6 protein-coding genes are annotated in these 13,573 nt (G+C 73.6%); 1 reads left to right on the top strand and 5 read right to left on the bottom strand.

Annotated features, from left to right (window positions below):
* Positions 1–4 precede the first annotated feature (4 nt).
* The gene (locus tag ACFZCY_RS28155) at positions 5–2,866 is read left to right on the top strand and encodes a BTAD domain-containing putative transcriptional regulator (RefSeq protein ID WP_391179094.1); all 2,862 of its coding nucleotides are present in this window, start codon (positions 5–7) and stop codon (positions 2,864–2,866) included.
* 41 nt (positions 2,867–2,907) lie between these two features.
* Here ACFZCY_RS28155 and ACFZCY_RS28150 read toward each other — a convergent pair whose 3' ends face one another.
* The 5 genes from ACFZCY_RS28150 to ACFZCY_RS28130 all read right to left on the bottom strand — a co-directional run bounded on the left by ACFZCY_RS28150 (position 2,908) and on the right by ACFZCY_RS28130 (position 13,485).
* Entirely contained in the window at positions 2,908–4,338 is a 1,431-nt protein-coding gene (locus ACFZCY_RS28150; RefSeq protein WP_391179091.1) for a family 16 glycosylhydrolase, read from the bottom strand.
* 102 nt (positions 4,339–4,440) lie between these two features.
* Positions 4,441–6,633: a 1,4-alpha-glucan branching enzyme gene (gene glgB / locus ACFZCY_RS28145; RefSeq protein ID WP_391179303.1), complete on the bottom strand. Its 2,193-nt coding sequence runs from the start codon at positions 6,631–6,633 to the stop codon at positions 4,441–4,443.
* Between the two features lie 376 nt (positions 6,634–7,009).
* Positions 7,010–8,512, bottom strand: coding sequence for a maltokinase (locus ACFZCY_RS28140; protein ID WP_391179088.1), 1,503 nt, complete (start codon positions 8,510–8,512; stop codon positions 7,010–7,012).
* 1,242 nt (positions 8,513–9,754) lie between these two features.
* Positions 9,755–11,494, bottom strand: coding sequence for a maltose alpha-D-glucosyltransferase (treS, locus tag ACFZCY_RS28135; protein WP_391179085.1), 1,740 nt, complete (start codon positions 11,492–11,494; stop codon positions 9,755–9,757).
* A complete protein-coding gene (locus ACFZCY_RS28130) occupies positions 11,491–13,485 on the bottom strand; it encodes a maltotransferase domain-containing protein (RefSeq protein WP_391179083.1) in 1,995 nt (664 codons plus the stop codon). The genes treS and ACFZCY_RS28130 overlap by 4 nt, the downstream gene beginning before the upstream one ends.
* Between the last annotated feature and the right edge of the window lie 88 nt (positions 13,486–13,573).

Below are 13,573 nucleotides of genomic sequence, written 5' to 3'. Positions count from 1 at the left end.
GCCCGTGGGGATATGGCGCGACGACCAGCTCCTGGGCCCCACCGCCGCGCAGCAGCGTTCCGTGCTGGCGATGCTCCTGATGGAACCGGGCCGGGTGGTCTCCGTCGACCGGCTGGTCATGGCCATATGGGGCGAGGACCCGCCGGGCTCGGCGCGCAACGCCGTACAGGTCCAGATATCCAAGCTGCGCCGCATCCTCACCGCCCTGCCCGAAACCGAACTGACCACCTCCGCCAAGGGCTACTGCCTCACCGCCCCGCGCCCGGCCGTCGATCTGCACCGCTTCCGGGACCTGGTGCGCGAGGCCCGTACCGCGCACGACGAGCGGGCCGCCGAACTGCTGCGCGCCGCACTGCGGTTGTGGCGCGGGCCCGCGCTCGCCGATGTGGCGGGCGGCTGGCTGTCCGACACGGTCGGGGCCGGTCTCGAGGAGGAGCGGCGGGCCGCGATGGAGGAGTGCGCCGCGATCGACGTACGGGCCGGGCGCCACCACGAGGCCGTCGTGCGGCTGTCCGCGCTGGTCGCCGAGCACCCGCTGCGGGAGCGCTCGGTGGCCCTGCTCATGGAGGCACTGCGCCGGTCCGGGCGGCGGGCCGACGCCCTCGCGCTGTTCCGCGCCACCCGGCAGCGGTACGCCGAGGAGTTGGGCATCGAACCGGGGGAGGAGCTGCAACGGCTGCACCGGCAGGCGCTCGACACCCGGCCCGACACCCGGCCCGACGCCCCGTCCGGCACCTCACCCGAGCCCCACCCGGCGCCCGAGGCGGCCGACGCGCCCGACGCGCCCGGGGACACCGACGACACCGCCGCCACCCCCGTCGCCGGTGCTGCCGCCGTGCCCCAGCAACTGCCCCCCGACGTCGCCCACTTCACCGGCCGCGAGCGCGAACTGGCCGGTCTGGACGCCCTGCTGCGAAACGCCGGCCGGGCGCCCACCGCCGCCGTCATCGGGGTGATCGCGGGCAGCGGCGGCCTCGGCAAGACCACCCTCGCCGTGCACTGGGCGCACCGGGTCCGCGACCGCTTCCCCGACGGGCAGCTGTACGTCAACCTGCGCGGCTTCGGCCCCACCGGTTCGGCGATGACCGTGGCCGAGGCGGTCCGCGGCTTCCTCGACGCCTTCCAGGTGCCCGCGCACCGCATCCCCGCCACCGTGGAGGCGCAGACCGCCCTCTACCGCAGCCTGCTGGCCGACCGGCGGGTGCTGATCCTGCTCGACAACGCCCGCGACGCCGAGCAGGTACGCCCGCTGCTGCCCGGCTCGCCCGGCTGCCTGGTGGTGCTGACCAGCCGTAACGAACTCACCGGCCTGGTCGTCGCGGAACAGGCCCGGCCGCTGCCGCTGGATCTGTTCGGCCGCGCCGAGGCGCGCGACCTGCTCATCGGCCGCATCGGCGCCGAGCGCGCCGCCGCCGAACCGCAGGCCGTGGAGGACGTGGTCACGGTGTGCGCGGGGCTGCCGCTGGCGGTCGCCATCGTGGCCGCCCGCGCCGCCACCCACCCCCGCTTCCAGATCGCGGCGCTCGCCGATGAGCTGCACGACGCCCGCGGCAGCCTCGACGCGTTCGAGGGCGGGGACGCCACCACCGACGTCCGGGCCGTGTTCTCGTGGTCGTACCACACCCTCGGCGACGACGCCGCCCGGCTGTTCCGGCTGCTCGGCGTGCACCCCGGCCCGTACATCGCCGCCCCCGCCGCGGCCTCCCTCACCGGGGTGGACGTCCCCCAGGCCCGCAGGCTGCTGGGCAGGCTCACCCGGGCCCATCTGATCGCCGAGCGCAGCCCGGGCCGGTACGCGTTCCACGATCTGCTGCGCGCGTACGCCACGGAGCTGACCCAGGAGTGCGACCCGGCCGACGACCGCCGGGCCGCGCTGCACCGGGTGCTGGACCACTATCTGCACTCCGCCTTCGCCGCCGGACGCGCCTTCACCCCGCACCGGGAGCCGATCGCCCTCGCCCCGGCGCGCTCCGGTGTCACCGTCGAGACGTTCACCGCACACGCCCAGGCCCTCACCTGGTTCACCCAGGAACACGCGGTGCTGATCGCGGCCCTCCAGCGGGCCGCGGACGCCGGGTTCGAGACCCACGCCTGGCAACTGGCCTGGACGCTGATGGAGTTCCTGGACCAGCTCGGCCACTGGCACGACCAGCACACCGTCCACCGCATCGCCCTGGACGCCGCCCGCCGCGTCGCCGATCCGGCCGGGCAGGCCTACGCCTGCCATGGGCTGGGCCTCGCCGATTTCCGGATGGGGCTGTACGAACGGGCCCGCGGCCATCTGCTGCGCTCGCTCGACCTGCACGGCGAGACCGCCAACCCCATCGGCCAGGCCCGCATCCATGTCGCGCTCAACATGACGGCCGAGCGCCAGGGCCGTGACGAGGAGCTGCTGTACCACGCCCGGCGGTCGTTGGAGCTGTACCAGGTGGCCGGGCACCGCAAGGGCGAGGCGTACGCCCTCAACAACCTGGGCTGGGCGTACGCCGTGCTGGGCGACTTCCAGCAGACCCTCGTGCACTGCGCCAAGGCGCTCGCCCTCCTGCAGGAGGCGGGCGACGGGCGCGGGGAGTCGGCCGCCTGGGACAGCCTCGGGTACGCCCACCACCACCTCGGCGACCACCAGCAGGCCATCACCTGCTACCGGCACGCGGTCGAGCTGCGGCGCGGCCTGGACGAGCGGGTGCGGGAGGCCGAGTCGCTGCACCGGCTGGGCGACGCCCAGCGGACCGCCGGGGACGTGGCCGGGGCGCGCGCCAGCTGGCGTGCGGCGCTGAGCCGCTTCGACGCCCTCGGCCACCCGGACGCGGACCGGGTGCGCGCCGAACTCGCCGGGCTGGGCGAGCCCCGGCCCGGCGAGTCCTGATCAGCCGAAGCGATTCGTGATCGGCCCGAAGCGATCCCCGATCAGTCGAAGGGGATGCGGACGGTGGACTGGTTGCCGGTGCCGAGGGTGCTGGTGCCGTTGCCGATGGCGTTCCACACCTCGACCCGGACCTTGCCGCCTCTCAGGTCGCCGAGCGCGCCGGTGGCGGATTTCAGGCCGCGGGCCTGCGTGTAGTGCTCGTAGCCCGGGACCGGATCGGTGGCGAAGTACTGGTAGGTCTCGGTGCGGTCCCAGGTGCCGTCGCCGGTGAGGTCGTAGGAGATCCGCGCCTGCTGCCCGTTGGCCACGGCCGTGCCCGCGTCCACGAACAGGTCGAACGCCGTCGAGCCGCCGTTGTAGGTCCGGGTGATGCCGGAGGAGGTGAAGGTCTGCGGCTGGTACGGCGTCCCGTCGTGGTTGGCGCCGCCCGCCGAGGCCACGGTCGTGGCGCTCGCGGACGTCGAGGCCCCGCCGAGGGCGCCGCCCTGGCCCGGGTAGAGGGTGGCGGAGCCGCCGGGGTCGCTGCCGCCGCCTCCGCCCCGGGTCCAGACCGCCACGTAGTCGACGAGCATGGGGTGCCCGGGGACGGTGGCCGCGGTGGGGGTCGGCGAGCCCTTGACCCCGTCGGGGAAGCCGCCGCCGATCGCCACGTTGAGGAGGATGAAGTAGCCCGCGTGGTCCGTCATGTTCGACCAGGTGGCGGCGTCGACCTGGTCCTGGCCGACGCTGTGGAACTGGGTGCCGTCGACGTACCAGCGGAGCTGGTTGGGCGTGGTCGAGCGGTCCCATTCGAAGCGGTACGTGTGGAACGCGGACTGGCAGGTGGACCCGGGGCACGCGCGGTTGGCGCCGAGGCCGGAGGTCTCCCGGCAGGGACCGTTCGGGCTGACGCCGCAGTGCAGGGTCCCCCACACCGAGTTGAGCCCGTTGACGTTCTCCATGATGTCGAACTCACCGATGCCCGGCCAGTTCTGGTAGTTGCCCCGGTACGGGCTGCCGAGCGCCCAGAAGGCGGGCCAGTAGCCGAGGGCGGCGTCGCCCGTGACGTTCGGCATCTGGATCCGGCCCTCCATGCGCAGCACGCCGCCGGCCGGGGCCTTGAAGTCAGCGCGCTTGGTCTCGATGCGGGCCGAGGTCCAGTTGCCCGAGCCGTCGCGGAGCGGGGTGATACGGAGGTTGCCGGTGCCGTCGAGGCTGAGGTTGCTGGTGGAGCCGGTGTAGCTCTGGATCTCGCCGGTGCCCCAGTTGCCGGGGCCGCCGGGGTAGTTGTGGCCGGTGTCGATCTGCCAGTTGGCGGCGGAGGGGAGGGTGTTCGCCGCGCCCTTGAAGTCATCGCTCCACTGGAGGTTCCAGCCGGTGGGCGTGGGCGGCACGTCGGCCCGGGAGGACGTGGCGCCGAGGAGGGCGACGGCGGTGGCGGCGAATGCGGCCAGGGCCGCTCTGAGGGCGGATCTGTGTCTGCGCGGGCGCATGGACGGACCTCCTGAAGGGGGTGTGAGAGCGCTCTCACACCCTCTTTAGGCGTGTCCACGTCACTCGTCAACCTTTTGAACGAACCCCGGTTCGCGCGGGTCTCAGGCCGGGCGCAGCCAGATCGTGGCCAGCGGCGGGAGGGTCGGCAGCAGGCTGGCCGGGCGGCCGTGGGCGGCGGTCGGCTCGGCCTTCAGCGGTTCCGGATTGAGGACGCCGCTTCCGCCGTACCGCTCGTCGTCGGTGTTCAGTACCTCCCGCCACAGCGGGACCGTGTCCGGCACGCCCACCCGGTACGCCTGCCGCACCACCGGCGAGAAGTTGCTGACGGCCAGCAGCGGGGAGCCGTCCGCGTCGAAGCGGAGGAAGGCGAACACGTTGTCCTCGTATCCGTCCCCCTCCACCCACGCGAACCCCTCCGGCACCGTGTCCCGCTGCCACAGCGGCGGCGTCGCCGCGTACACCTGGTTGAGGTCGCGGACCAGATCGCGCACCCCGCGGTGGTCGGGTTCGGCGGAGTACGAGGGGTCCAGCAGCCACCAGTCGGGGCCGTGCCGCTCCGACCACTCCGCGCCCTGCGCGAACTCCTGCCCCATGAAGAGGAGTTGCTTGCCCGGATGCGCCCACATGAAGCCGAGGTACGCACGGTGGGTCGCGCGCTGCTGCCACCAGTCGCCCGGCATCTTGCTCACCAGCGCCCGCTTGCCGTGCACCACCTCGTCGTGCGAGATGGGGAGGACGTAGTTCTCGCTGTACGCGTACACCATCGAGAAGGTCATCTCATGGTGGTGGTACTTCCGGTGCACCGGCTCATGCGCCAGGTAGCCCAGCGAATCGTGCATCCACCCCATGTTCCACTTCAGCCCGAAGCCGAGGCCGCCGAAGCCGCTCGCCCCCACATGGTGGGTGGCCCGGGTGACGCCGTCCCAGGCGGTGGACTCCTCGGCGATGGTCACGACGCCCGGGCAGCGGCGGTAGACCGTCGCGTTCATCTCCTGGAGGAACGCCACCGCGTCCAGGTTCTCCCGGCCGCCGTGCGCGTTGGGCGTCCACTGGCCGGGTTCGCGGGAGTAGTCGAGGTAGAGCATGGACGCGACGGCGTCGACGCGCAGACCGTCGATGTGGAACTCCTCGCACCAGTAGACCGCGTTCGCCACCAGGAAGTTACGGACCTCCGTGCGCCCGTAGTCGAACTCGAGGGTCCCCCAGTCCGGGTGCGCGGCCCGCAGCGGGTCGGACGGCTCGTACAGCGGCCGGCCGTCGAACTCCGCCAGCGCCCACGCGTCCCGGGGGAAGTGCGCGGGCACCCAGTCCACCAGCACCCCGATCCCCGCCCGGTGCAGCGCGTCGACCAGGTACTTGAAGTCGTCGGGCGTGCCGAGGCGGGCCGTGGGCGCGTAGAAGCCGGTCACCTGGTAGCCCCAGGAGCCGCCGAAGGGATGCTCGGCCACCGGCATCAGCTCGACATGGGTGAACCCGAGATCCTTCACGTACGCGGGCAGCTGCTCGGCCAGCTGCCGGTACGTCAGCCCGGGCCGCCACGACGCCAGGTGCAGCTCGTACACCGAGAACGGCAGCTCGTGCACCCGCCCGCCGTCCCGCCGCGCCATCCAGTCGCCGTCGCCCCAGCGGTGGTGCGAGGCGTGCACGACCGAGGCCGTCGCGGGCGGGCACTCGGTGCGCCGTGCCATCGGGTCCGCGCGCAGCGTGCGGCTGCCGTCGGGCCGGGTGATCTCGAACTTGTACAGCGCGCCCTCGCCGACCCCCGGCACGAACAGCTCCCATACGCCGCTGGAGCCGAGCGAGCGCATCGGGAGGCCGGTGCCGTCCCAGTGGCAGAAGTCCCCGGTGACCCGGACGCCCCGCGCGTTCGGCGCCCACACGGTGAACCGCGTCCCGGTCACCCCGTGGTGCGTCATCGGCCGCGCGCCGAGCGCCCGCCACAGCTCCTCGTGGCGGCCCTCGCCGATGAGGTGCAGATCGAGTTCGCCGAGGGCGGGCAGGAAGCGGTACGGGTCGTGGACCCGGACCTCGGCGTCGTCGTACGTCACGAGCAGCTGATAGTCGGGTACGGACGTCAGCGGCAGCACCCCCGAGAACAGCCCGTCCCCCTCCGCGCGCAGCCGCGCCCGCAGCCCGGCGGCGACGACGGTGACGGCCCGCGCGTACGGGCGCAGCGCCCGGAACAGCACCCCGCCGCGCACCGGGTGCGCGCCGAGCAGCCCGTGCGGGTCGTGATGCGAACCGGTGAGCAGCCGCTGCCGGTCCTCGCCCCCGAGCGCGGGCGCGGCCCGCACCCCGTGGTCGTCGTACGGCGCGGTCTGCGGCGCGGTCGGTCGTTGCGTGCCGGGTCCGTCCTCCGGGGCGTCCGCCGCCGCTGCCGCCCGAGGCGCCCGCGGCTCGGGCGGCGCGCCGTACGACGGCCGCGAGGTGGGCTTGATGCCCGCGGACTCCGGCGAGGCGGGGTCCCGGCGCGGGGACGCGTCCTCCCGCAGCCCGGCCTCGACGTCCGGGGCGGCGGCCGGGCGGGTCGTGGGGCCGGAGCGGAACGTGGGCGGGACCGCCGGGCCCCGGCCCGGGCCCTCGTCGGACGGGTGCTGGCTGGACGGCGGTCGTGCGGTCACGGGGTGGTCCTCCCGGGGGGTGTCGGAGGTGTGTCGGAGGTGTCCGGTCTCAGTGGACGGCGGCGGCCAGCCGGCGGATCGCGGTCATCGGGACCGGCAGCCAGTCGGGGCGGTGGCGGGCCTCGTAGAGGACCTCGTACACCGCCTTGTCGGTCTCATGGGCGCGCAGCAGCTCCGGCTCGTCGCGCGGATCCGAACCGGAGGCCTCCGCGTACCCCGCGCAGTAGGCGGCACGCATGCGCCCGGCCCAGTCCTGCGGGGTGTGAGGGCCGCCCACGGCCGCCGCGTAGTCGAAGGAGCGGAGCATTCCGGCGATGTCGCGGACCGGTGGCTGCGGGCGGCGGCGCTCGGCCAGCGGGCGGGACGGCTCGCCCTCGAAGTCGATCAGCGACCACTGCCGTTCCGCCGTCAGCAGGGCCTGCCCCAGGTGCAGATCGCCGTGGATGCGCTGGGCAGCCCAGGTGCGCCCGGCGCGGCCGAGGGCGGCGACGTCCTCGTACGCGGCGTGCAGCGCGGCCCGGTAGGGCTGGAGCGCGGGCACCGCGGCGGCGGCCGAGTCGAGGCGTTCGCTCATGGCGGCCGCCAGGTGTTCGATCTGCGGGCGGCGCAGTACGGAGGCGGGGAGCGTACGGGCCATCGCGAGGTGCACCTCGGCCGTCGCCTGGCCGAGGGCGTGCGCGGCGTCGGCGAAGTTGGCCTGTACGGACAGGGCGTCGAGGGCCAGCTGCCAGCCGTCGGTGGACCCGGCGAGGTAGGGCTGGAGGACGCCGAGGGTGAACGGCTCCGGGCGCGGGCCGGGGCCCTCCGGCGGCGGGGCCGCCTCGAACCAGGCCGCGGGGGCGGGCACCCGGGTGCAGCCGGTGCGGGCGAGGGCGAGGGGGAGTTCGAGGTCGGGGTTGGTGCCGGGGCTGACCCGCCGGAAGAGCTTGAGGATGAACGTATCGCCGTACACCACCGAGGAGTTGGACTGCTCGGCCGTCATCAGCCGGGGCGGCAGGACGGACGGGATCGAGCTGGAGGGCTCCCGTACGAAGCGCAGCGGGCCCAGGCGGCCGGGGACCCGCAGCCGCTCCAGCAGCAGCGAGGCGAGCCGGGGGTCGGCCAGCGCCTCGTACACGGTGCGGCCGTCCAGCGGCCCGCCGCTGGGGTGCCCGATGAGCGCGGGGGCGAGCGAGGGCGGCAGGGCCGAGCGGACGCCGAGCAGCATCTGGTAGCAGTCGCTGGCGGCCGCGCCACGGCGGTGGCCGCAGCCGAAGCCGTGCCGGTGGCCGGGCGGTTCCGGCTGCTGGGCGCGGATGAGCAGATGGAGTAACCCGGGGGCGGCGCCGCCCGGCGGGCAGGGCAGTATCTCGGTCGCCGAGACGAGGGTGAAGCCGGTGACGGGGCGGCCCTTGCCCGCGAACCAGCGCTGCCGGGGGAGCCACTCGGCGAGCAGCGGCGCGAGCGACCCGAGCAGCCCGGCCGGGCCCGTGGCGGCGGGTGACGGAGGGTCGGCTGACGGTGCGACGGTCGGCGGGTGGTGTGCCCCCCGGGAGAATGAAGCTTCCGGCATGGCGTCGCGTCCTTTCCCCGGGCACACGACAGATCAGGGCAAAGTGTCCCGGATTGCGGCGTTGACTGTGCGACGGTGCGGGACGTGTCGGGCGAGGATCGTCCGTACGGCGAGTACGGAGTACGCGATCGGCTCCGCCGGTGGCGGTACGTAGTCAGAGTGCCCATGAAGCCATGACGAAAACGCCCCAGCCGGACAGAGAGGGCGCCTTTTCCCCACCCCGCCCCTCCCCGAACCAGGGCCCCGCCCCGGCCCCCGGCCTTGGGGCTGCGCCCCGGCCCCCGGCCTTGGGGCTGCGCCCCGGCCCCCGGCCTTGGGGCTGCGCCCCGGCCCCCGGCCTTGGGGCTGCGCCCCGGCCCCGGCCTCGGGGCTGCGCCCCGCACCCCGCCTCGGGGCTGCGCCCCGCACCCCGCCTCGGGGCTGCGCCCCGCACCCCGCCTCGGGGCTGCGCCCCGCACCCCGCCTCGGGGCTGCGCCCCGGCCCCCTGCCCGGAGCTGCGCCCGGGCCCCGGCCTCGGGGCTGCGCCCGGGGCCCCGGCCCGGGCTTGGCCCTGGCCCCCGGCCCGGGCTTGGCCCTGGCCCTCGGGTTGAGGTTGTGCCTCGGGGCCCGGGCTTGGGGCTCCGCCCCGCCATCTCCTCGGGGCTGCGCCCGGGGCGCCGGTCCGGGACCCGGCTTCGGGGCGCCGGTCCGGGTCCCGCCTCGGGGCTGCGCCCGGGCCCCCGCCTCGGGGCCGCGCCCCGGCCCCCGGCCCGGGCTTGGCCCTGGCCCTCGGGTTGAGGTTGCGCCTCGGGGCCCGGGCTTGGGGCTCCGCCCCGCCATCCCCTCGGGGCTGCGCCCGGGGTTCCGCCCCGGCTCCGGCCTTGGGGCTGCGCCGCGGGCCCCGGCCTTGGGGTTCCGCCCGGGCCCCGGTCTCGGGGTTCCGCCCCGGGTCCCTCCATCGGGGCCGCCCCGGGGCCCGCCTCGGGGCTGCGCCCGGGGCACCGGCTTGGCCTTGGTTCCGCACCCCGGCTTGAGGCTTCGCCTCGAGGAACGGGCTGGGGCTCTGCCCGGGCCCTCGCCTCGCCCCGCTCCGGGCGCAGCCCCGGACGCTCGCCCGGTCCCGGGGATCGGTGCTGGGCCCGCGGGCGGCGGGGCCGCGGCCCGGCCGTGTTCCGAACCGGGGGCGCGGTCCGCAGAGCGGGGTCCGGGGCGGGCCCCGGGGTCGGGTAGGGGCGGGGTGGGGGACAGCGCACCGGCGCCGGTTACAGCGGGGGGCGGTGGGGGGTTGGGTCGGCTTGGCGCAGGCGGAACCAGTAGAAGCCGTGCCCCGCCATGGTGAGCAGGTACGGCAGCTCCCCGATCGCGGGGAAGCGGACGCCGCCGATCAGCTCGACCGGGTGGCGGCCCGCGAAGGACTGGAGGTCCAGTTCGGTCGGCTGGGCGAAGCGCGAGAAGTTGTGCACGCACAGCACCAGGTCGTCCTCCCCGTCCCGGGTCCGCGGGGCCTCGCGCAGGAAGGCGAGGACGGCGGGGTTGGAGGATGGCAGCTCGGTGAAGGAGCCCAGTCCGAAGGCGGGGTTCTGCTTGCGGATCTCGATCATCCGACGGGTCCAGTGGAGCAGCGACGAGGGGCTGCTCATGGACGCCTCGACGTTGGCCACCTGGTAGCCGTAGACCGGGTCCATGATCGTGGGCAGGAAGAGCCGCCCCGGGTCGCAGGAGGAGAAGCCCGCGTTGCGGTCGGGGGTCCACTGCATGGGGGTGCGCACGGCGTCGCGGTCGCCGAGCCAGATGTTGTCGCCCATGCCGATCTCGTCGCCGTAGTACAGGATCGGCGAGCCGGGCAGCGACAGCAGCAGCGCGGTGAACAGCTCGATCTGGTTGCGGTCGTTGTCCAGCAGGGGGGCGAGCCTGCGCCGGATGCCGATGTTGGCGCGCATCCGCGGATCCTTGGCGTACTCCGCGTACATGTAGTCGCGCTCTTCGTCGGTGACCATCTCCAGCGTCAGCTCGTCGTGGTTGCGCAGGAAGATGCCCCACTGGCAGCCGGACGGGATCGCGGGGGTCTTGGCGAGGATTTCCGAGACCGGGTAGCGGGATTCGCGGCGCACCGCCATGAAGATGCGCGGCATGACCGGGAAGTGGAAGGCCATGTGGCATTCGTCGCCGCCCGCCTCGTAGTCGCCGAAGTAGTCGACGACGTCCTCCGGCCACTGGTTGGCCTCGGCCAGCAGCACGGTGTCGGGGTAGTGGGCGTCGATCTCGGCGCGGACCCGCTTGAGGAGTTCATGGGTGCGGGGGAGGTTCTCGCAGTTGGTGCCCTCCTCCGCGTACAGATACGGCACGGCGTCGAGCCGGAATCCGTCGATGCCGAGGTCCAGCCAGAAGCGCAGGGCAGCTAGTACCTCTTCCTGGACGGCCGGGTTCTCGAAGTTGAGGTCCGGCTGATGCGAGAAGAAGCGGTGCCAGTAGTACTGCTTGCGTACTGGATCAAAGGTCCAGTTGGACGTCTCGGTGTCGACGAAGATGATGCGGGCGTCCTGGTACTGCTTGTCGTCGTCGGCCCAGACGTAGTAGTCGCCGTACGGTCCGTCCGGATCGCTGCGGGACTCCTGGAACCACGGATGCTGATCACTGGTGTGGTTCATGACAAAATCGATGATGACGCGCATGCCGCGCTGGTGCGCGGCGTCCACGAACTCGACGAAGTCGGCGAGATCCCCGAACTCCGGCAGCACGGCCGTGTAGTCCGAGACGTCGTAGCCGCCGTCGCGCAGCGGGGAGGCGAAGAAGGGCGGCAGCCAGAGGCAGTCGACGCCGAGCCACTGGAGGTAGTCGAGTTTGGCCGTGAGTCCCTTGAGGTCGCCGATGCCGTCGCCGTTGCTGTCCTGGAAGGAGCGCACCAGGACCTCGTAGAAGACGGCGCGTTTGAACCAGTCGGGGTCACGGTCCTTGGCCGGGGTGTCTTCGAACTTGTCCGGAACGGGCTCGTTGACGATCATGTTGTGGGTGACCCTCCGATCGGTGAGGACGGTCGCAGGGAGAGCACGTGCGCGGGAGCCATGTCACGCCCCGGCTCCAGGCGCACGTAGTTGTCCCTGCCCCAGTGATAGGTCTCGCCGGTGAGCTCGTCGCGCACCGGGACGGACTCGTGCCAGTCGAGGCCGAGTTCCGGCATGTTCAACGAGACCGTCGCCTCCTGGGTGTGGTGGGGGTCCAGGTTGACGACGGTGAGCACGCACGAGTCGCCCGTGCGCTTGGAGTAGACGATGACGGAGTCGTTGTCGGCGTGGTGGAATCGCAGGTTGCGCAGCCGGCGCAGGGCGGGGTGCCGCCGGCGCAGCCGGTTGAGCCGGGTGAGGAGCGGGGTGAGCGTCGTGTCCGAACGCTCCGCGGCCGCCCAGTCGCGCGGGCGCAGCTGGTACTTCTCCGAGTCCAGGTACTCCTCGCTGCCGGCGCGCAGCGGGGTGCTCTCGCACAGTTCGTAGCCCGCGTAGACACCCCAGGTGGGGGAGAGGGTGGCGGCGAGGACGGCCCGTACCGCGAAGGCCGGGCGGCCGCCGTCCTGGAGGTAGGCGTGGAGGATGTCGGGGGTGTTGACGAAGAAGTTGGGCCGCATCCAGGCGGCCGCGTCCCCGGACAGCTCGGTGAGGTAGTCGGTCAGCTCCTGCTTGCCGTTGCGCCAGGTGAAGTACGTGTACGACTGCTGGAAGCCGATCATGCCGAGCGTGTTCATCATCGCGGGCCGGGTGAACGCCTCGGCGAGGAAGATGACGTCGGGGTCGGTGCGGTTGATGTCCCCGATCACCTTCTCCCAGAAGACCACGGGCTTGGTGTGCGGATTGTCGACCCGGAAGATCCGTACGCCGTGGGACATCCAGAACCGCAGCAGCCGCTCGGTCTCGCGGACGAGGCCGGGGAAGTCGGCGTCGAAGGCGATGGGGTAGATGTCCTGGTACTTCTTGGGCGGGTTCTCGGCGTACGCGATCGTCCCGTCCGCGCGCCGGTGGAACCACTCGGGGTGCTCGGTGACCCAGGGGTGGTCGGGGGAGCACTGGAGCGCGAAGTCGAGCGCCACCTCCATGCGCAGCTCGCGCGCCCGGGCCACGAAGTGGTCGAAGTCGTCCAGGGTGCCGAGGTCGGGGTGGATCGCGTCGTGGCCGCCGTCCGGTGAGCCGATCGCCCAGGGGGAGCCGACGTCGAAGGGGCCCGCGGAGAGGGTGTTGTTGGGACCCTTGCGGTAGGCGGTGCCGATGGGGTGGATGGGCGGCAGATAGACGACGTCGAACCCGGCGGCGGCGACGGCGGGCAGCCGCTCGGCGGCGGTGCGCAGCGTCCCGCTGACCGGCCGCCGGCCCTCCCCCACCTTGGCGCCCTCGGAGCGCGGGAACAGCTCGTACCAGGAGCCGAACAGCGCGCGCTCCCGCTCGACCTGGAGCGGCATCGGGCGCGATGCGGTGACCAGTTCGCGCAGTGGATGGCGGTCGAGGGCGGCGGTGACGTCGGGGGCGAGGGCGGCGGCGAGCCGGTCGGCGACCGGGCGGCGCTCGTCGCGCAGCGCGTCGACGGCGCCCAGCACCGCCTCCCGGCCGTCGTTCTTGGGCACTCCGGCCGCGGCTCTCTCGTGCAGCCGGGCGCCTTCCTCCAGCACCAGATCGGTGTCGATCCCGGCCGGGATCTTGATCCGGGCGTGATGGCGCCAGGTGGCGACGGGGTCGCTCCACGCCTCGACCGTGTACGACCAGCGGCCGGGCGAGGTGGGGGTGACCTCGGCGCCCCAGCGGTCGGTGCCGGGGGCGAGTTCGCGCAGGGGGGTCCAGGGCCCCGACCGTCCGGCCGGGTCGCGGAGGACGACATTGGCGCTGACCGCGTCGTGGCCCTCCCGGAACACGGTGGCGCTGACCTCGAAGGTCTCGCCCACGACCGCCTTGGCGGGGCGGCGGCCGCAGTCGATCAGCGGACGGATATCCAGAAGGGGAATACGACCGATCATAGGATCACCTGACGGCGTTGCGGGCTGATGAGCAGAGGGCGCTTGATGGTCGGCGGCGGCTTCTGTCCTTTGTATAGGCTTTACCGCC

Origin of the sequence: Streptomyces sp. NPDC007983 (assembly GCF_042958345.1) — a bacterium.
In the GTDB taxonomy this organism is placed as follows: domain Bacteria; phylum Actinomycetota; class Actinomycetes; order Streptomycetales; family Streptomycetaceae; genus Streptomyces.
Note: the sequence above shows the minus strand (reverse complement) of the source record. Positions and strands in the feature narration are given on the sequence as shown.